The sequence below is a fragment of the Zavarzinia compransoris genome (genome assembly GCF_003173055.1).
In the GTDB taxonomy this organism is placed as follows: Bacteria; Pseudomonadota; Alphaproteobacteria; order Zavarziniales; family Zavarziniaceae; genus Zavarzinia; species Zavarzinia compransoris.
Genome location: NZ_QGLF01000005.1, coordinates 122,820 through 142,572, shown reverse-complemented (window position 1 = coordinate 142,572; position 19,753 = coordinate 122,820). Strand labels below are relative to the sequence as shown.

Here is a 19,753-nt window from a genome sequence, read left to right as displayed (position 1 = left end):
CTTTTCGAGCACTTCTAAGACGGCCTTCAGGGCCGTTTTTGCTTTGAATACTGGACATTCGCCCCGATCTTGATCCCGCAACTTGTGCGCGGGTGATGATGTTCGAGGGCTTCAAGAAACTGATCGGACTGGAAACGAAGACAACTCTGGCGGACCCTTCGCCGGAGCTTATCGCTTTGTTCGGCGCAACGCCGTCCGCGTCCGGTGTGGCCGTCACGCCCGAAACCGCAATGCGCTGCCCGACCGTCTATGCGTCGGTGAAGGTGATCGCTGAATCGGTCGCGCAATTGCCCCTTCATCTTCATCGCCGGAAGCCCGATGGCGGCAAAGAGCGCGCCACCGATCACCCGCTTGCCGAGTTGCTGCACGGCCAGGCGAACGAATGGACTTCTGCCTTCGAGTTCCGGCTTTTCATGCAGACCGCGCTTTGCCTTCACGGCAATGCGTTCGCCTTCATCAATCGGACGGGCGGCAAGATCGCCGAGCTTATCCCGATCCCGTCGCCATGCGTCACCGTGGAAGTCGATCCTGTCACGATGGAGCCTTCCTATAAGGTTTCGTCCGGCGACGGCGGCCAGCGCATCTATGACCGCACCGAAATCTTCCACCTGAAGGCACTCGGCACTTCGCCGCATGTCGGCATGTCGCCGATCACGCAAATGAAGGAAGCGATCGGCCTGGCGCTGGCGATGGAAGAGCACGGCGCGCGCATCTTCAGTTCCGGCGCGCGGCCCGGTGGCGTCTTCAAATACGGCAAGACCCTCGGACCTGAAGCCCTGAAGCGGCTTCGCGAAAGTTTCAACGCTGCCCATGCTGGCGGATCGAATGCCGGAAAGACGCTGATCCTCGAAGACGGGATGGACTTCGAGGCGGTGCAGTTCACCAGCGTCGATCTTCAGTTCCTCGAATTGCGACGCCACCAGGTCGCCGAAATCGCGCGCGGCTTCCGCATTCCGCTTCATCTGCTTCAGGAGCTTGAACGGGCAACGCACAACAACGCCGAGAGCATGGGGCAGCAATTCCTTTCGTTGACCCTCTTGCCGTGGCTGAAGTGCTGGGAAGGCGGCATCCGCCGCGCCCTTCTCACCCCGGAAGAGCGCGCCGAATATTACGCCGAGTTTCTCACCGATGATCTGGCCCGCGCCGATCTGGCCGCCCGGTTCGACGCCTACGCAAAGGCCGTCACCAATGGCCTGCTTTCACCGAACGAAGTGCGGGCTGCCGAGAACCGCGCGCCCTATGACGGTGGTGATCAATTCCGCCTGCCGATGAACACCGAAGACGCCAATGCGGCAGGGGGCGGCAATGGATCGCGTTGATATTGAAGTCAAGTTCGCAACTGACGAAGCCGGGATTCTCACCGGCTACGCCAGTGTGTTCGACGGTGAGCCGGACAGCTATGGCGATGTGATCGAAAAGGGCGCGTTCACGAAGAGCCTCGCCGAACACAAGGCGGCTGGCACCACGCCGCTCATGTTGTGGCAGCACGATCCTTCCGAACCGATTGGCGTTTGGCTTGAGCTTCGGGAAGACGCGACCGGCCTTGCCGTCACTGGCCGCTTGATCCTCGAAACCCGACGCGGCCAGGAAGCCTATGCGCTGCTCAAAAGCGGCGCGTTCAATGGCCTTTCGATCGGCTTCCGCACCCGCGCATCCGAGCGCCGGGCCGGTGGGGGCCGCACCCTGCAAGACCTCGAACTTATCGAAATCTCGCTTGTCTCCGTGCCCGCCGCAACGCGGGCGCGCGTGACCAGCGTGAAGACGGCGCAAGCCGGAAACCCTGCCGCGATGGGCGCGGCTATCAAAAGGAGCCTGATCATGGCTGTTGAGAAGAAGGCGCCCGCGCCTGAAGCGGGAACCGAAGGTGATAACGTGGAAACCCGCGTTGCCGCCCTCGAAGAGAATGTGGCCGGGATCGATACCCGGCTCAAGTCGGTGGAAGAAAGCGTCGGCAACGTCGCCAAGTCCGCCGAGCGCATCGAACAGAAGCTGAATCGCCCCGGCGCGTCGGTTGAGACGAAGACGGCACCGGAGAAGGTTGAGGCGAAGGCTTTCGTCGGCTTCCTTCGTCATGGCCGCGAAGCTCTTCCTGCCGATGAGGTGAAGTCGCTTCGCGTGGCCGATGACACGGCGGGCGGCTATCTCGCACCCGACGATTTCGTTGCTCAGGTGATCAAGGGCATCGTGGAAGTGTCGCCCGTTCGCCAGGCCGCCAAGGTCGGCGCGACCTCTTCCGGCGCGGTGATCCTGCCGAAGCGCACCGGCAAGCCTACGGCTTCGTGGGTTGGCGAAACCGAGAACCGCCCGGAAACGGGATCGACCTACGGCCAGGTGGAAATCCCGGTTCACGAAATGGCCTGCTACGTTGACGTGTCGCTTCGTCTTCTTGAGGATGCCGCCGTCAACGTGGAAGCCGAAGTTGCTTTCGATCTGGCCGAAGAGTTCGGTCGCCTAGAAGGCAGCGCGCTTGTCGCGGGCAATGGCGTCAAGAAGCCCGTGGGTTTCATGACCGACGCCGCCGTTGCCTACACCCCGACCGGCAACGCTTCGACCCTCGGCACCGCGCCCGCCGATACGCTGATCACGCTCATGTATGCCATGCCCGCATTCTACCGAAATGCCGGCGCGTGGATGATGAACGGCAACACGCTGGCGGCTATCCGCAAGCTGAAGGACGGCCAGGGTAATTTCCTCTGGCAACCGTCCTATCAGGCCGGGCAGCCCGAAACGATCCTTGGCCGCCCCGTCATCGAAGCGCCCGACATGGACGATGTTGGCGCGGGAGCCGAGCCCATCGCCTTCGGCGACTTCGCCCGTGCCTATCGCATCTACGATCGCGTGGCGCTTTCGGTGATGCGCGACCCCTACAGCCAGGCCACGAACGGCCTTGTCCGGTTCCATGCCCGCCGCCGTGTCGGTGGTGGTGTGGTGCTCGCCGAGGCGCTTCGCAAGCTTCGCTGCGCAACCTCGTAAGGAGCAATGACCATGCGTGACCTCGCAAACAACCTCGGAGCCGTGCAGGCCGTTGCGCCTGCCGTGCTTTCCGCCACGAACACTTCCGATCCGATCGACCTTCAGGGCTTCGAGAGCGCGGCGGTTGTCATCAATACCGGCGCGATCGTGTCGGCTGGCGACTTCACCGCCAAGCTTCAGGAGAGCGACACCACGACCAGCGGCGACTTCGCTGACGTGGCTGCCGCCGATCTTGTCGGAACCTTCCCGGCCAGCCTCGAAGCCGCTTCGGTGGTGAAGGTCGGCTACATCGGAAACAAGCGTTACCTGCGCACCGTCCTCACGAAGAACGGTGGCACCTCGATCGCTGCCGGCGCGGTGGTGATCAAGGGCCATGCGCACCAGCGCCCCGTTGCCTGATATTGCTTGCCCGACTGGCTTCGGCTGGCCGGGCTTGCACCTTCAATCGAGAGGTTGCGAGCGATGCCCCTGATCTTGGAGACAGCACCCGTGAATGATCCCGTCACCTTGGAAGAGGTGAAGGAGCACATTCACGTTGACTTCTATGATGAAGACGCCCGCATTGCCGACTTCATCAAGGCCGCCACGCAACGTCTCGATGGCCGCGACGGCTCGCTTGGCCGATGCCTTGTCACCCAAACGTGGAATCTCACCCTCGACCGCTTCACCAGCGAAATCGCGATCCCGCTGCCGCCGTGCCAGTCCATCGACGCAATCACCTATGTCGATCCCGATGGCGTCACCCAAACCCTTGCCCCGACAGAATACCAGGCGTTTGCCCTCGGCACCGTGGAAGGCGCGAAGCTTCGCCCGGCCTACGGCAAGAGCTGGCCGACGATCCGCAATGTGCCGGAAGCGGTGACGATCACGTTCACGGCAGGCTTCGGCGACGATCCTGAAGATATTCCCGAACCGATCCGCACCGCGATCAAGATGCGCGTCGGCCACCTCTTCGAGCATCGCGAAAGCGTGGTGATCGGATCGGGCTTCATCACCGAAACGCCCGATGGCGTTGAAGACTTCGTGCGCGATCATAAGACGTGGAGCTTCTGACCATGCGCGCGGGTGACATGGATCGGCGCATCATCGTGAGCCAGCCGGGCGAGATCATCGATTACGATCCGTTCGGTTCACCGATCTATGGCGACCCGACCGAATACGAAGTTTGGGCGCATGTTTCGCAACAGTCGGGCCGGGAGTTCTTCGCCGCTGGCGGCATTCAATCTTCGCGGATGGTTGTCTTCCGCCTGCGATGGATCGACGGCATCACCGTTCTGGATACCGTCAAGTATGGCGGGCGCGATCACAACATTCAGGAAGTGCGGGAGCTGGGCCGGAAAGAAGGGCTTGAACTGCACACCATAACGAGCGGGTGACGAAATGCCGTGGTCGCCGCCGAAGCATTGCCCCGCTGGGCATCCGCCATTCACCGATAGACGCTGCCCGCTCTGCGCCTCGAAGGCCAAGGCTGCCGCCGATGAGCGCCGCCTGTCTGCCCGCGCCCGTGGCTATGACAGCAAGTGGCAGCGGGAAAGCAAAGCCTTCCTCGCATTGCCGGAGAACCGCTTGTGCGCCTGTGGCTGCGGCCAGGCCGCCGACATGGTGGATCACCGCACCGCCCATAAGGGCGATATGCGCCTCTTCTGGGATCGATCGAACTGGCAGCCGATGAACCGCCGCTGCAACAGCCGGAAGGCCGTGGCGACCGAAGGCGCGTTCGGCAGGCCGATCAACATGGGAGGGGGAGGTTTTGAATTTTGACCGAACCCGCTGGGACCGACGCCACCATCTCGCGCGCAATCTCGCCGAAAATGGGAGTTTTTAGGATGAAGGGACGGAAGCCGAAGCTCACCGTCATCGATGGCGGCATCGTGCGCGGCAAATGCCCGTCCGCGCCTTCGTGGCTGACTTCCCAGGCGAAGGCCGAATGGAAGCGGGCAGCCCCGCAACTTCACGATCGGAACCTGTTGTTCGCCGACACCCTGGCGACCCTCGAAAGCTATTGCGTGGCCGTGGGTATGGTCCGCGAAACCGAAGAGATCATGGGCCGCGAAGGCCGCATGGTGACGACCGAGAACGGCCCTAAGCCGCACCCGGCGTTTCGAATGCAAAGCGCCGCGATGCGCGAAGCCCGCCTACTGGCCGCCGAGCTGGGATTAACCCCGCATCGCCGAGGCTCGAAGGGCAAAGACGAAGGAAAGCCGAATGACAGTTGGGACGCCGATCTTCTCGCCTGACCCGGCGCTATATGACGACCCGACAGGCCGGGCCGATCGCATCTGCCGCTTCGTCCGCCGCCTTCAGCTTTGGGAAGGCGACTTCGCCGGGCAGTCCTTCCACCTTCACCCTTTTCAGGAAGCCGTGATCCGCCGCATCTACGGCCCGTCGAATGATGACGGCAGCCGCACGGTGCGCATGGCCTGCATCTGGATTCCGCGCGGCAATGCGAAGACGACGCTGGCCGCCGCCCTCGGGCTTGCGCATTTCCTCGGCCCGGAAGCCGAAGCGGGCGGCCAGGTGGTTATGGCTGCTGCCGATCGCGAAAACGCGGGCATTGCCTTCAACTCGGCGCATCAATTCGTTCTTCAGGATGACACGCTTGCGAGCCGGGTGCGCGCGGTGGAAAGCCGGAAGTCGCTGGGGCATCCGAAGACGAAAAGCACCCTGAAGGCCATTTCGTCGGAAGCATATTCGAAGCACGGATTGAACGTGTCGTTCTTCCTGGCCGATGAAATCCACGCTTGGCCGACCGGCGAGGGCCGGAAGCTCTTCAAGACCGTCACGGATTCGATGGTGAAGCGTTCGCACCCGCTCACCGTGATCATTTCTACCGCTGGCGACGGCCAGGGCGGGCTTGCATGGGATCTGTGGAATTACTCGCACAAGGTGGCGACAGGCGAGATCGAAGACCCGACATTCGCACCGATCATCTTCGCTGCCGAGCCTGAAGCGGACTGGCGCGACGAAGCCGCCTGGCACGCTGCAAATCCCGCGATCGATGCCGGTTTCTGCTCGCTCGAAGAGCTGCGGATTAAGGCGCGACGCATCGAACACTTCCCCGCCGAGATTGCCGACTTCCGGCGCTTCCACCTCAACCAGTGGCAAGAGGGATCGGCAAACCCGTGGCTTGCGCTCGAAGTCTATGATGCTGCCGAGGCCATGACACCAGCCGAAGAGCTGACCGGGCGGCCATGCTGGATAGGGATTGATCTTTCCAGCGTGGAGGATTTGACGGCGGTGGTGGCGGCCTTCCCTGAAGGCGATGGCGAAAGCCGCCGATATGACGTGCTGCCCATGTTCTTCCTGCCGGCAGCCAACATCGCAAAGAAGGGTGAGAAAGACCGGGCGGATTATGCGCGCTGGGCCGCCGAAGGCTTCCTGACCCTGACACCCGGCAACGTGGTGGATCATGCTGCGATCGTGGATCACGTCATCGCCCTCGGCGAAAAATATGGTGTGCAGGAAATCGCGATCGACCGTTGGAACTCGACGGCGGTGAACACTGCCCTTCAGGAAGAGGGCTTCACCATCAATCAATTCGGCCAGGGCTTTGCCAGCATGGCCGCGCCCGTCAAAGAGCTGAAGCGGGCGATCCTCACCGGGCATTTCCGGCACGGCGGCAACCCGCTCTTGCGCATGTGCTTCGGCAACGTGGTGGCCGACAAAGACGCGGCGGAAAACGAGAAGTTCACGAAGGAACGGGCGCGGGGGCGGATCGACGGTGCTGTTGCCGCCGCAATGGCCGTTGGCCGCGTCATCGCGAACGAAGTGACGCCCTCACCCTATGAGAGCCGAGAAGGCGGATTCCTCTTCATCTAAAGGAGCAAGACCATGCACGAAGTCAGCATCACCGGATTGAACCGAGTTTCACAGCCGAAGCCGAACAAGGGCGGGAACACCATCCTGGCGTTCTTTGATTGCCAGGCGAACGGATTGGCGTTGGCCGGATGCGCCTTCGTGCGCACCGCCCGCCAAGGTCTCACGGTATGGCCGCCAAAGCTCGAAGGGACGGATGCGGCCCGCCGAAGCGTCGGCATCACCGACGAGCATCTTCGCAAGCTGATGGTCCGCCAGGCACAAGAGGTTTACCGCGCCCTCGGCGGCACCGATGGCGAGTGGATCAAGACTTGGGATGAAGAGAAGTCGGATCAGGCCGACGAAGGGAACGGGCTTCGCCGCTTCCTTTCGAATGGCGCGGAATAGCAGGAATTTTCCGCCGCCCGCTTCCTATGTGCTTCCTGAGCCGCTGAAGAGCTATTGGAGAAGGCGGCTAAAGCCTTGATTTAGTTGGCGGACCCGAAAGGATTCGAACCTTCGGCCTCTGCCTTCGGAGGGCAGCGCTCTATCCAGCTGAGCTACGGGTCCGTGCCAAAGAGGCGCGGACAATAGCCGATGCCATGGCGGCGGGCAACCCTGCTAAATCGATTCCCCAGACGGTGGACAGCAGGATAGGCTGCGCTAATATCCGCCCGCGCGTTTGGAGATTTGAACCATGGCGATCGAAGCGCCCGAAACCCAGAAGGTCGACAGCCCCATCGTTGCCTGCGACGGCGGCGAGGGTGCCCTGGGCCATCCCCGTGTCTACCTGAACATGGAAAGCCGGGGCGAGATCCAGTGCCCCTATTGCGGCAAGCTCTATATCCTGGAGGAAGGGGCTCACGCCCATGCCCACTGAGGCGGGGGGGGCCGGCGATCATCTCTATCTGGTCGATGGCTCGGGCTATATTTTCCGGGCCTATCACGCGCTGCCGCCGCTGACCCGGGCGGACGGCACGCCGGTCAATGCCGTTCTCGGCTTTTCCAATATTCTCGCGCGCTTCCTGTCCGATCTCGACAGCGGCGACCGGCCGACCCATCTCGCCGTCGTCTTCGATGCCGGGCGGACCACCTTCCGCAACGAAATCTATCCCGACTACAAGGCCCACCGCCCGCCGGCGCCCGAGGACCTGGTGCCGCAATTCGCCCTGATCCGCGAGGCGACTCACGCCTTCAACGTCGCCGCCATCGAGGTCGAGGGCTTCGAGGCCGACGACGTCATCGCCACGCTGGCCGTCGAAGCCCGCCGCCGGGGCGTGCGCTGCACCGTCGTCTCTTCCGACAAGGACCTGATGCAATTGGTCGGCGGCCCCGTCGACATGCTGGACCCGGTGAAGATCCGCCGCATCGGCCCAGACGAGGTGGTGGAGAAATTCGGCGTCCCGCCGGAGAAAGTGGTCGACGTCCAATCCCTGATGGGCGATTCGGTCGACAATGTCCCGGGCGTGCCCGGCATCGGCCAGAAGACCGCCGCCGAACTGATCAACCTCTACGGCGATCTCGACACGCTGCTCGCCCGGGCCGGCGAGATCAAGCAGCCGAAGCGCCGCGAAAACCTGCAGACCCACGCCGATCTCGCCCGCGTCAGCCGCGAACTGGTGCGCCTGAAGGCCGACGTGCCCCTGCCCCTCGGCTTCGACGACCTGAAGGTCCGCCCGCTGGACGGCGCCCTGCTGCTGCCCTTCCTCGAACAGAACGACTTCAAGAGCCTGCGCAGCAAGCTGGGCGGCCGCGTCACCTCGGCCCTGGCCGGGGCCGCCAACCGGGCCGCCGATGCCGCCGCCGGACCGCCCCCCGCCCCCGCCCCGGAAACCCCCGGGACGGCCGATTATGTCACGGTCACCGACGAGGCGGCGCTGGCCGCCTGGATCGCCCGGGCCCGGGCCGCCGGCACCGTCGCCTTCGACACCGAGACCACCTCGCTCGACGCCATGCAGGCGGAACTGGTCGGCTTCTCGCTGGCGATCGAGGCCGGCCGGGCCGCCTATGTGCCGCTGCGCCACCGCCCGCGCGGCGGCCTGGCGCTGGACGGCGACGTGCCGGCGCAGATCCCCTTCGAGCGCGCCCTGGACCTGCTGCGCCCCCTGCTGGCGGCGGACGACGTGCTGAAGATCGGCCAGAACCTGAAGTACGACATGCTGGTCCTGCGGAAATACGGCATCGCCATCGCCCCGCTGGACGACACCATGCTGATCTCCTATGCGCTCGAAGGCGGCGCCCATGGCCACGGCATGGACGAATTGGCCGGCCTTCACCTCGGCCACGAGACGGTGAAATACGATGCCGTCACCGGCACCGGCAAAGACCGCATCGGCTTCGACGAGGTTTCGATCGCGGACGCCACCCGTTACGCGGCGGAAGATGCGGACGTCACCCTCCGCCTGCACGCGGCGCTGAAACCCCGCCTGTTCCGCGAGCGCGTGGCCACGGTCTATGAGACGCTGGAACGCCCCCTGCCCCAGGTCCTGATCGAAATGGAGGCGGCAGGCATCCTGGTCGACCGCGCCGAGCTGGCCCGCCTGTCCGGCGATTTCGCCCACCGCATGAGCGAGATGGAGGGCGAGATCCACGCCCTGGCCGGGCGCAGCTTCAATGTCGGCAGCCCCAAGCAATTGGGCGAGATCCTGTTCGACGAAATGAAACTGCCCGGCGGCAAGCGCATGAAGACCGGGGCCTGGGGCACCGGTGCCGACGTGCTGGAAGACCTGGCCGACCAGGGCCACGAACTGCCGCGCAAGATCCTGGACTGGCGCCAGCTCGCCAAGCTGAAGTCGACCTATACCGACGCCCTGCAAGGCCAGATCAACCCGGCGACCGGGCGGGTGCACACATCCTATGCCCTGGCCTCGACCTCGACCGGGCGGCTGTCGTCGACGGACCCGAACCTCCAGAACATCCCGATCCGCACCGAGGAGGGGCGCAAGATCCGCCGCGCCTTCGTCGCCGCGCCGGGCCATGTGCTGATGTCCGCAGACTACAGCCAGATCGAATTGCGCCTGCTCGCCCATATCGCCGGGATCGACAGCCTGAAGGCGGCCTTCGCCAGGGGCATGGACATTCACGCCATGACCGCGTCCGAGGTCTTCGGCCTGCCGGTCGAGGGCATGGACCCGATGGTCCGGCGCCGCGCCAAGGCGATCAACTTCGGCATCATCTACGGCATTTCCGCCTTCGGTCTCGCCAACCAGCTGGGTATCCCGCAGGGCGAGGCCAGCGCCTATATCAAGCGCTACTTCGAGCGTTTCCCCGGTATCCGCGCCTATATGGAGGCGACCAAGGAAACCGCGCACCGCCAGGGCTTCGTCACCACCGTGTTCGGGCGGAAGTGCCATGTCCCCGGCATCAACGACAAGTCGGCGGCGCGCCGCGCCTTCATGGAACGCGCCGCGATCAACGCACCGATCCAGGGTTCCGCCGCCGACATCATGCGCCGGGCCATGATCCGCATGCCCGCCGCCCTGAAGGCCGCCGGCCTGAAGGCGAAAATGCTGCTCCAAGTCCACGACGAACTGGTGTTCGAAGTGCCCGAGGACGAGGTCGAGGCCACCCGCCCCGTGGTCATCAAGGTGATGGAGGGCGCGGCCCTGCCCGCCGTCGACATTTCCGTGCCCCTGGTGGTCGAGGCCGGCACCGGCCGCTCCTGGGCCGAGGCGCACTGAAGCCCCTGGCGAGAGAATTCGGAACGGCCTAGCCTTCGATCAACAAGAATGATCGAGGGGAGGCCGCGATGGCCGCACATTACCGCGCCTGCCACCTGTGCGAGGCGATCTGCGGGCTGGAAATCACCACCGAAGACGGCCGGATCGCCACCGTCCGGGGCGACAAGGCCGATGTTCTGTCGCGCGGGCACATCTGCCCGAAGGGCGTGGCGCTGAAGGACCTGCACGAGGACCCGGACCGCCTGCGCCACCCGGTGAAGCGCCATGGCCGCGATTTCGTCGAGATCACCTGGGACGAAGCCTTCGAGACGGTGGGCGAGCGGCTGGCCGCCATCGGCCGCGACCATGGCGGCGATGCCGTCGCCGCCTATTTCGGCAATCCTTCCGTCCATTCCGTCGGCATGCTGGCCAATATCGGCCAGGTGGTGCGGCAGCTCAAAACCCGCTCGGTCTTTTCCGCCACATCGGTCGATCAATTGCCGCATCAATTGATGGCCCTATGGATGTTCGGCCACCAGAACTACCTGTTCGTGCCCGACATCGACCGCACCGACCTGATGCTGGTGTTCGGCGCCAATCCCATGGCCTCGAACGGCAGCATCATGACCGTGCCGGATTTTCCCGGCCGGCTGGCCGCCCTGAAGGCGCGGGGCGGGCGCATGGTGGTGGTCGACCCGCGCCGCACCGAAACCGCCCGCGTCGCCAGCGAACATCATTTCATCCGCCCGGGCAGCGATGCCCTGGTGCTGCTCGCCATGGTGCAGGTCCTGCTGGCCGAGGGGCTGGCGCGGCCCGGCGCGCTTGCGGATCTCCTGGCCGGTCTCGACCGCCTGGCCGCCGTGCTTGCCCCCTTCACGCCCGAACGGGCGGCGGCGGTCAGCGGCCTGCCGGCGGAAACCATCCGCGCCCTGGCCCGCGCGCTTGCGGCAGCACCCCGGGCCGCCGTCTACGGCCGCATGGGCACCTCGACCCAGGCGTTCGGCACCCTGTGCCAATGGGCGATCCAGTTGCTGAACATCCTGACCGGCAATTTCGACCGCGAGGGCGGCACGCTGCTGCCCCATCCCGCCCTCCCGGCCGGCTTTGCGCCGCGGGCCGCGGGCGGTTTCGACCGCTGGCGCAGCCGGGTGCGGCACTTGCCGGAATTCGCCGCCAATTTCCCCGTCTCCACCCTTGCCGACGAGATCGAGACCGCGGGCCCCGGCCAGATCCGCGCCCTGCTGACCATCGCCGGCAATCCCGTATCCTCCACCCCGAACGGCCGGCGCCTGGATGCCGCCCTTGCCGGCCTCGACTTCATGGCCGCGGTCGATTTCTATGTGAACGAGACGACACGGCATGCCCATGTCATCCTGCCGCCGTGTTCCCCCCTCGAACGGGGCCATTATGATCTCGCCCTGCTGCCGCTTGCGGTCCGCAACGTCACGCGCTGGAGCGATCCCCTGTTCGACAAGCCGGCGGACGCCCGCCACGACTGGGAAATCTTCGCCGGCATCGCCGCCGCCCATGCCAAGGCAAGTGGCGGCACGCCGGTCAACATCCTGCCGCCGGAACTGATGATCGACCTGGGCCTGCAAGCCGGCCCCTATCCGGGCCTGAGCCTGGATGCCTTGCGCGCGGCGCCCCATGGCATCGATCTCGGGCCGCTGCGCCCCTCGATCCGGGAACGGCTGCTCACCGCCAGCGGCAGGATCGAACTGCTGCCCCCGGGCTGCCTCGCCGACCTGCCGCGCCTTGCGGCGCTGGCGCCGGCCGGCGACGGCCTGCTGCTGATCGGCCGGCGCCACGTCCGTTCCAACAATTCCTGGATGCACAACAGCGGCCGGCTGGTGAAGGGCCCGGTGCGCCACCGCCTGCAGATGCACCCCGCCGACATGGAACGGCGCCAGATCCGCGACGGCGCCGCCGTCACCGTGCAGAGCCGCACCGCCGCCCTGCGCGTCGAAGTCGAGGCGACGGAGGACGTCATGCCGGGCGTCGTCTGCCTGCCCCACGGTTGGGGCCAGGCGACGCGGGACGGGGTCCGTCTCGCCGTCGCCAATGCCGCGGGCGGCATTTCCTTCAACGACCTGAGCGACGAACTGGCGCTGGACGCCGCCTCGGGCAATGCGGTGCTGAACGGCCTGCCGGTCGAGGTGCGGCCCTGCCCCTGATCGCTCAGTCCAGGCCGTCGGCGGTGCGCACCAGCTGCACGAATTCGGCGCGGTAACCGTCCGGATCCCGCCCGCGCGCCCCTTGCCCGAGGTCGGCGATCGCCGACCAGGGCATGTCGGACAGGTGGCGGCTGCCCGCCAGCTTCTGGCCAAAGGCGGCGACGGCGACCTGGAAACGTTGGTCGTCGCCTGCCGCCGACAGGCTGGCCAGCGCATCACGGTCGGTTACCGGCCGTTCGATCAGGCGGCTGCTGCCCTCGCCCGGCAGCTTGTAGCGGATGCGCAGGAAAGCGATCTCCCCGCCGCGGTCCGGCGCCGGCGCCGCTTCCGTGCCGTAGCGCAAGGGGTCGATATGGCCGGGCGTGCCCGCCGGCGTAATCTCGTAGATCGCGGTCACCGTCCGGCCCGAGCCGACGTCGCCGGCATCGACCTTGTCGTCGTTGAAATCCTCGCGCCGGAGGGCCCGGGTCTCATAGCCGATCAGGCGGTATTCGCCGACCCGGGCGGGATTGAACTCGACCTGGAACTTCACGTCGTCCGCCACCGGCAGCAAGGTCGAGGCCGCCTCCTCGCGCAACACCTTGCGTCCCTCGAGAGCAGTGTCGATATAGGCGGCATTGCCGTTGCCGGCCTGGGCGATCGCCTGCATCAGCCGGTCGTTCAGGTTGCCGGCGCCGACCCCGAGGACGGAGAGATAGATGCCGTTCCGGCGCTGTTCCTTGACCAGTTGTTCCAATTCGCGCGGGCTGCTGCGGCCGACGTTGAAGTCGCCGTCGGTCGCCAGGATGATGCGGTTGACGCCGTCCTTGTCGTAATGGCGCCGGGCCAGGGCATAGGCTTCGTCCATGCCCGCCGCCCCCGCGGTCGAGCCGCCGGCGCCGAGCGCGCGGATGGCCGCGACGATCTTGTCGCGCTCGCGGCCGGCGGTCGGCGGCAGCACGGTCTCGACCCCGCCGGCATAGGTGACGATGGCGATGCGGTCCTCGGCCCGCAGGTCGCGGACGAAATCGATGAAGCTGGCCTTGACCAGGTCCAGCCGGTCGGCGCCGGCCATGGACCCCGAAACATCGACCAGAAGCACGAGGTTGAGCGGCGGCCGCCCCGCGCCGTCGATATCCATGGCATGGACGGAGACGGTCATCAATTGCGCCGCCGCATTCCAGGGGGCCGGCATCACCGCCACCCGGGTGGTGAAGGGCTGGCGCCGGTCCGCCGCCTCGGGCATGTCGTAGGGGAAATAATTGATCATCTCCTCGACCCGGACCGCGCCTTCGGGCGGCAGCGTGCCCTCCCGCAGGAAGCGCCGGGCGATGGCATAGGACGCGGTATCGACGTCGGACGAGAAGGTCGAGACCGGCTCTTCCGCCGCCCGCTTCACCGGATTGGCTTCGGCATCGGTGAAGCGGTCCGCGCTCGGCGGCGGCGGCATCGGGGCCGGCATCGCCCGCGCCTCCATGGCGATGGCGGGGCGCGCGGCGGTCGGGGCCGGCGGGGGAACCTCGGGGGTGGCGGTTTCGCTCGGCGTCGGTTCGATCGCGGCCGGCTTGGCCGCTCCGTCTGACGAGGAAACCGCCGCCTCGTTACAGCCGGCCAGCGCGCCGGCCAGCGCCAGCGGCGCCGAAAGGATAAGCCGGGACCGATCACGCCGGCGATCGTGCCGCGCCATGGATGTCATCAAGGTTTCCCCCTGTTCGAGAACCCTTGCAGATTTCAGGCGGATTGCGGCGCGCTCGGGCGTGAATTATGGCGCACGGGTGGCACCGGTCGTTCGGGCATCGATGTTGCCGCCGTGCAACGGCTTCACGGCCAGGACGACCAGGGCGAACAGCATCAGCAGGGGCACCACCGGCATGCCCGCCAGCCCGAGCAGCAAGCCCGCGATCGGCAGCGACCACAGGATCGCCGGCACCTTGAGCGTTACGGCCCGGGCCGGCAGGCCGCCACCCGCGGCCAGCAGGAGGACCAGGGCGCCGGAAACCGTGGCCAGATCGTAGACATGCAGATAGGGCGTGGCGAAAGCCCCCGCCAGGGCCGCAACCAGAATGTCGCCGGGCGCCGGCCGGCGCGGCCAGCCGCGCCCGCGCAGATGCAGCACGAGCAGCGCCAGCGCCAGCACGGCGGCCAGCCCCTGCGCCATATAGGCCGCCGCCACCCCGCCGCCGAGATCCCGGAAGGCCATGAAGACGGTGGGCTTCATCGCCTGGGCGAGGCCGACGCCCCATTCGAGGAAATCGCGCTGCGCCGGCATGGCCCCGGCCAGGAAGCCGGTCCAGACCGCCGGTCCCCAAAGAAGCACCGGCAGAACGCAGAGCACGACGACGGTGACAGCCGCCGCCGCGATCGCCCGCCCCTGCCGGCCGGCCAGAAGCACGACGGGCAGCGGCAGCGCGATCACCGGCTTCACGATCAGCAGGCCGATGCAAAGGCCCGCCAGCACCGGATGGCGCGGCACCAGGCGAAGCCCGGCGATGAAGAGCGCGGCGCAGAACAGGCCGGTCTGCCCCATGGCCATATTGATCAGGGTGGGGACGGCGACGGCCGCCAGCGCCACCGTCTGACCGCGCCAGCGGGGCGCGGCAACGGCGGCGACGAAGGCGAAGGTGGACAATGCGGTCCAAAGCGCGAGCGCCAGCCCATAGGGCAGCCGCCCGATCAGCCCGAGCCCGAGCAGCGCCGGCGGCGGATAGGCGAAAAGATGCATCCCCGCCTCCGGCCCGAGCGCGGCGCGAACCGCATGATGAAACGCCTCGACGTCATAGACGATGTCGAGCCGCCCCTCGGCGACCAGCCGGCCCGCGGTCCAGAAGATATAGAAGTCCCGGCCGAAGACCTGGCCGCGACTGAAGTCCTGGCCGAGGAACGGCCATTGGTCGAAAAGGATGAAGACCGCGACGCAGGGAAAGAATACCCGGGCCGCCCAGGTCAACTGGCGCCGGAGCGCCCCCGCTTCATCTTCCGCCATGCCCGGCCCCGGTTGTGCGCGCCCATATGAAAAAGGGGCCGTGGTTGCCCACGGCCCCGTCTTCACAACCCGTCTGCGGCTCAGGCGGCCTTGGGGGCCGCCGACTTGATGGCGTCGTCGACATGGGCTTCGAACTGGGCGAAGTTGTCGATGAAGAGCTGCACGAGGTGCTTCGCCTTGGCGTCATAGGCGGCCTTGTCGGCCCAGGTCTGGCGCGGGTCCAGGATTTCGGTCGGCACGCCGGGGACGGCCACCGGCACGTCGAAGCCGAAGTTCGGGTCCTTGCGGAACTGGACCTGGTTCAGCGAACCGTCGAGGGCGGCGCGCAGCAGGGCGCGGGTCACCTTGATCGGCATGCGCTGGCCGACGCCGAACACGCCGCCGGTCCAGCCGGTGTTGACCAGCCAGCACGAGACGCCGTGCTTCGCGATCTTGTCCTTCAGGATATTGCCGTAGACCGTCGGGTGACGGGGCATGAAGGGGGCGCCGAAGCAGGTCGAGAACGTCGCCTGCGGCTCCTTGCCGAGGCCCTTCTCGGTGCCGGCGACCTTGGCGGTGTAGCCGGACAGGAAGTGGTACATGGCCTCTTCCGGCGACAGGCGCGAGATCGGGGGCAGCACGCCGAAGGCATCCGCCGTCAGCATGATGATGTTCTTCGGATGGCCGGCAACGCCCGTGGTCAGCGCATTGGCGATGAAGTCGAGCGGATAGGCGCCGCGCGAATTTTCCGCCAGGGTGGCGTCGTCGAGGTCCAGCTTGCGGGTTTCCGGGTCGATCACGACGTTTTCGAGCACGGTGCCGAAACGCTTGGTGGTCGAGAAGATTTCCGGCTCGGCGGTTTCCGACAGGCGGATCATCTTGGCGTAGCAGCCGCCTTCGATGTTGAACACGCCGTCGTCCGACCAGCCGTGCTCGTCGTCACCGATCAGCGGGCGCTCCGGATCGGCGGACAGCGTGGTCTTGCCGGTGCCCGAGAGGCCGAAGAAGATGGCCGAATCGCCGTCCTTGCCGACATTGATCGAGCAGTGCATGGGCATCACGCCCTTCACCGGCAGCAGGTAGTTCAGGATGGTGAAGACCGACTTCTTCATTTCGCCGGCATAGGAGGTGCCGCCGATGACGATGGTCTTCGCCGCGAAATCGACGACGATGAAGGTCTCGGACCTTGTGCCGTCGGCGGCCGGATCGGCCAGCAGGTTCGGGCAGTCGATGATGGTGAATTCGGGCTGGAAGTCCGCCAGGTCCTCGGTCGCGGGGCGGACCAGGAGGTTGCGGATGAACAGCGAATGCCAGGCATATTCCGTGACCACGCGCACCTTCACGCGGTTGGCCGCATCGGCGCCGCCGTAAAGATCCTGCACGAAGACTTCCTTGTTCTGCAGGTAGGCGCGGACCTTTTCGCGGAGTGCTGCGGCCTTTTCCGGGGCGATGGCCGCGTTGGACTTGCCCCACCACACGTTGTCGGCGGTGGTTTCGTCCTTCACGGTGAACTTGTCGCTCGCGGAGCGGCCGGTGTGCTGGCCGGTCTTGACCACCAGCGGACCACCTTCGGCGACAACGCCTTCCTGGCGACGGATCGCTTCTTCATAGAGGGCCGGCGCGCCGAGGTTCCAATAGGCGGCGGAAACGTTCCGGATGCCCTGAAGATCGAGGCCGTGTCGCGAAATATGGGTGCCGATCTGGCGCAATGTACTTCTCCGCGAAGTGTCGGCGCGGGATGAAGATCCCGCTCGGGGGTTGGCTGCAGACGGGATAGAAACTCTCGCCGTCGATTTTTGTTGCGTGACGCGCGGAAAATAGGCTTCTGCCCGAACGCACGCAACGGGGGACTTGGTCGAATCCTGGGGTGAATCCCGCCTATTCCGATGCGAGACGCGCCGCCTTGACGCGTTCGACCAGCCGATTTCGCGCCTCGATAGCATTTGAAACCGGTTCAGGGAAGATAAGACGTGCGCGGGTCGCCGCCCCCGCGATCAGGTCGCAGCCTTCGGGATCGATGCCGGACAGGCGCCAGTCCGCCGCCGGCAGCCGCAGCAGTTTCTCGGCATAGAGGGCGATGGCATCCGCATGGTCGTCGTTCATATGGGCCACGATGCCGGGCTCGCTTGCCGCCAGCTCGCCGGTCGCCTTGGTGTCGAACAGGAAATCCGCCGACTCGATCCAATGGATGCGGCCGAAGCCCGCCACCAGATGGACGCGGTCCACCGCCATGCGCCAGAGCGCGAAATCCGGAAAATCGCGGTACATCTCCGCCTCGGGATGGCGGGCGATGAAGCGGGCCTTCAGGCCCTCGTCCGCCACTTTCTCCAGCCGCCCGACGACCGAGGCCCGCGCCCCGGTAAGGCGCGCCTCGAGGCCGGCGGTGCCGTCGAACAGCAGGCAGGCGGCGCCGTCCGCCTCCAGCGCCCTGGTATGTTCGGCCAGGCGCGAGATGAACAGCAGGGGCTGCCCGCCGTGATCGCAGGCGGTCAGCACCAGCGAGGCATAGGGCAGGCCCTCGGGCGGCAGGCGCACGGCCAGCGCCGCCGTCTCGGCCCGCCGCACCAGATCGCGGGCTTTCGCACCCGGCGAAGAGTCAGAAGTCGTCACGGCTTTTCCTTCCGGCAAGACAACGGTCGCATACGTGCCCTGGAGCCTAGAGCCCAGGGCATGGCGCGGGTCAAGACCACAAAGCCGGCCATTTCTATTGAAAAGAATTATCAATGAGAGCACTTTTTTAGAGATATGAAATTTAACGATCAACCATGAGAAGATTTTTATGAAGAAAATCGCCCTGTGTTGGTGCCTTTCGTTATCAGCAGCCCTCTCCGCTTGCGCCGGGGCTCCATCTGCCGTGCCCCTTGCGCCATCGACGGTCCGCCCCCCTCCTCGGCTGGAAGACACCGCCCTAAAGCCGCAGGTCTCGGGCGAGGCGTTGGTCCCAGGCCCCCGGGCGACCCCGGCCGAGGTCCCCTGGCAGCGGCCGACCCGGTTCATCTCCCTGCTTTCCACCCCCCAACCCAGCCCGAAGCCGCCGGTCTTCAACGACTATTATGTGCGGCTCATCATCTCACCGGAGGATTGTCCCGCCAGTTCGAACAAATGCCCGGATGGTACCGGTACGCTCGACCGTGATTATGAGGGCGAGCGCAGGGACGCCCTCCGCCGCTTGTTCGTCGGTCGCAGTTGGTCGGTCAACACATCGGTCGAGGTCAAGGTGCCGAGCCGTGAACTGGATCTGAAGCTGCCGCTTCTGGTCTGGAGCCATGACAGCAATTCCACGGTCGGCGAGGTCTGGCTGACGGAGACCAGCGGCAACCGGCTGACCAACGGCTATTTCCTGGCTTCCAGCGACATGTCCATCCAGGTCTCCATCATACAGTCGCAGAACAGCAAGACCTCGACAGAGGCCGTGCGCACCGCCGTCAATGCCGCCCGCACCATTCTGGAAATCGCCGATCCCGGCGTAAAAGCGATCACCATTCTCAGCAACCAGAAGCTCAACCAAGCATCGAGCGCGGTCGACCGGACGATCGGGCAATTGTTTTCCTCCGCCCTTGAGGAACGCCTGACCGAGGCTTTCACCATCGGCCGATTCTTCGAGGCCGGCAAACTGTCCTTCGAGTCCGGCGTGCCGACCAATGAATGGCGAAACCTCAACACTTACGCGGCCTTCGGCCAATGGCGCTTCGAACTGTCGGCGCCGAAGCCGTCGATTTTCTCGCCGGTCACCGTCTGCCTGACCTCGAAGCCGGAAGAGGGGCTCCCGGCCTGCAAACTGCCGGATGCGGCCAAGGCCGAAGTACTGGAGGGCATCGATCCCCATGCTGTGCTCGCCTTCAAGATCAGCGCCGACAAGACCATCGGGCAATTTCTGGCCGAGACATCCTGGTACAAATCACTGACGCCGATGATGTCGTCGACGGATGCGACGACCAAGCGCGCAACCTTGAACAATATCTGCTCCGCCACGCTGGACGAATTGGCGAAACTGCCGCTGTCGCCGCTCGACGGGCAGATCGTGCTGAAATCGCTTATCGACACCACAGCTCTTTTGAAGACGTCGGATTCGAACTCGGAGAGTCCGGCCTGCGCAAGCGCCAAGGCGCTGGCCTTCGGCAGAACCGACCCCAATCCAGCAATCGAAATCAAAGGGGCTGACAAGATTGCCCAATGATTGCCAAAATTCCCCGTCAGGACGAAAGCCATCG

The 19,753-nt window shown here is 65.6% G+C and carries 17 protein-coding genes and 1 tRNA gene; 13 read left to right on the top strand and 5 right to left on the bottom strand.

The features are described 5' to 3' along the window. The first annotated feature begins 95 nt into the window (after positions 1-95). The 9 genes from DKG75_RS17555 (at position 96) to DKG75_RS17515 (ending at position 7,176) form a co-directional block, all read left to right on the top strand. Entirely contained in the window at positions 96-1,319 is a 1,224-nt protein-coding gene (locus DKG75_RS17555) for a phage portal protein (protein WP_109922475.1), read from the top strand. Beyond that, the gene (locus tag DKG75_RS17550; RefSeq protein ID WP_109922474.1) at positions 1,306-2,973 is read left to right on the top strand and encodes a phage major capsid protein; all 1,668 of its coding nucleotides are present in this window, start codon (positions 1,306-1,308) and stop codon (positions 2,971-2,973) included. Before DKG75_RS17555 ends, DKG75_RS17550 begins: the two co-directional genes overlap by 14 nt. A gap of 12 nt (positions 2,974-2,985) precedes the next feature. Continuing rightward, positions 2,986-3,372 carry a hypothetical protein gene (locus DKG75_RS17545; protein WP_023431910.1) on the top strand — a complete coding sequence of 129 codons (387 nt, stop codon included), beginning with the start codon at positions 2,986-2,988 and terminating at the stop codon, positions 3,370-3,372. A 63-nt stretch (positions 3,373-3,435) separates the two neighbouring features. Further along, a complete protein-coding gene (locus DKG75_RS17540; RefSeq protein ID WP_109922473.1) occupies positions 3,436-4,026 on the top strand; it encodes a head-tail connector protein in 591 nt (196 codons plus the stop codon). 2 nt (positions 4,027-4,028) lie between these two features. After that, positions 4,029-4,349 carry a phage head closure protein gene (locus tag DKG75_RS17535; RefSeq protein WP_040485446.1) on the top strand — a complete coding sequence of 107 codons (321 nt, stop codon included), beginning with the start codon at positions 4,029-4,031 and terminating at the stop codon, positions 4,347-4,349. Positions 4,350-4,353: 4 nt separating this feature from the next. Beyond that, positions 4,354-4,734 (top strand): hypothetical protein, encoded by a 381-nt coding sequence (locus tag DKG75_RS23275; protein ID WP_208111873.1) that lies wholly within the window; start codon positions 4,354-4,356, stop codon positions 4,732-4,734. Beyond that, positions 4,731-5,210, top strand: a complete 480-nt coding sequence (locus DKG75_RS17525) for a phage terminase small subunit P27 family (RefSeq protein ID WP_208111872.1) — start codon at positions 4,731-4,733, stop codon at positions 5,208-5,210. Before DKG75_RS23275 ends, DKG75_RS17525 begins: the two co-directional genes overlap by 4 nt. Continuing rightward, entirely contained in the window at positions 5,179-6,792 is a 1,614-nt protein-coding gene (locus DKG75_RS17520) for a terminase large subunit (RefSeq protein ID WP_109922471.1), read from the top strand. Before DKG75_RS17525 ends, DKG75_RS17520 begins: the two co-directional genes overlap by 32 nt. 12 nt (positions 6,793-6,804) lie before the next feature. Beyond that, positions 6,805-7,176, top strand: a complete 372-nt coding sequence (locus DKG75_RS17515) for a hypothetical protein (protein WP_093809217.1) — start codon at positions 6,805-6,807, stop codon at positions 7,174-7,176. Between the two features lie 85 nt (positions 7,177-7,261). Here DKG75_RS17515 and DKG75_RS17510 read toward each other — a convergent pair. Continuing rightward, positions 7,262-7,338, bottom strand: a tRNA-Arg gene (locus DKG75_RS17510). A 127-nt stretch (positions 7,339-7,465) separates the two neighbouring features. Between DKG75_RS17510 and DKG75_RS17505 the strand changes: the two genes are divergently transcribed. From DKG75_RS17505 to DKG75_RS17495, 3 genes are all read left to right on the top strand, one after another. Continuing rightward, positions 7,466-7,648, top strand: a complete 183-nt coding sequence (locus tag DKG75_RS17505) for a zinc-finger domain-containing protein (protein ID WP_109922470.1) — start codon at positions 7,466-7,468, stop codon at positions 7,646-7,648. Then, positions 7,638-10,448 carry a DNA polymerase I gene (gene polA / locus DKG75_RS17500; RefSeq protein ID WP_109922469.1) on the top strand — a complete coding sequence of 937 codons (2,811 nt, stop codon included), beginning with the start codon at positions 7,638-7,640 and terminating at the stop codon, positions 10,446-10,448. The genes DKG75_RS17505 and polA overlap by 11 nt, the downstream gene beginning before the upstream one ends. Before the next feature lie 68 nt (positions 10,449-10,516). After that, positions 10,517-12,601 carry a molybdopterin-dependent oxidoreductase gene (locus DKG75_RS17495; protein WP_109922468.1) on the top strand — a complete coding sequence of 695 codons (2,085 nt, stop codon included), beginning with the start codon at positions 10,517-10,519 and terminating at the stop codon, positions 12,599-12,601. A 4-nt stretch (positions 12,602-12,605) separates the two neighbouring features. Here DKG75_RS17495 and DKG75_RS17490 read toward each other — a convergent pair whose 3' ends face one another. The 4 genes from DKG75_RS17490 to DKG75_RS17475 all read right to left on the bottom strand — a co-directional run bounded on the left by DKG75_RS17490 (position 12,606) and on the right by DKG75_RS17475 (position 18,152). Continuing rightward, positions 12,606-14,276 carry a vWA domain-containing protein gene (locus DKG75_RS17490; protein ID WP_109922467.1) on the bottom strand — a complete coding sequence of 557 codons (1,671 nt, stop codon included), beginning with the start codon at positions 14,274-14,276 and terminating at the stop codon, positions 12,606-12,608. A 66-nt stretch (positions 14,277-14,342) separates the two neighbouring features. Continuing rightward, positions 14,343-15,563 (bottom strand): glycosyltransferase family 87 protein, encoded by a 1,221-nt coding sequence (locus DKG75_RS17485; RefSeq protein WP_109922466.1) that lies wholly within the window; start codon positions 15,561-15,563, stop codon positions 14,343-14,345. A gap of 80 nt (positions 15,564-15,643) precedes the next feature. Then, on the bottom strand, positions 15,644-17,251 hold the full coding sequence (locus tag DKG75_RS17480) for a phosphoenolpyruvate carboxykinase (RefSeq protein WP_425086455.1): 1,608 nt from the start codon (positions 17,249-17,251) through the stop codon (positions 15,644-15,646). 169 nt (positions 17,252-17,420) lie between these two features. Continuing rightward, positions 17,421-18,152, bottom strand: coding sequence for a HugZ family pyridoxamine 5'-phosphate oxidase (locus DKG75_RS17475; protein WP_208111871.1), 732 nt, complete (start codon positions 18,150-18,152; stop codon positions 17,421-17,423). Between the two features lie 169 nt (positions 18,153-18,321). Between DKG75_RS17475 and DKG75_RS17470 the strand changes: the two genes are divergently transcribed. Continuing rightward, positions 18,322-19,719, top strand: a complete 1,398-nt coding sequence (locus DKG75_RS17470; protein ID WP_208111870.1) for a hypothetical protein — start codon at positions 18,322-18,324, stop codon at positions 19,717-19,719. Positions 19,720-19,753 lie beyond the last annotated feature (34 nt).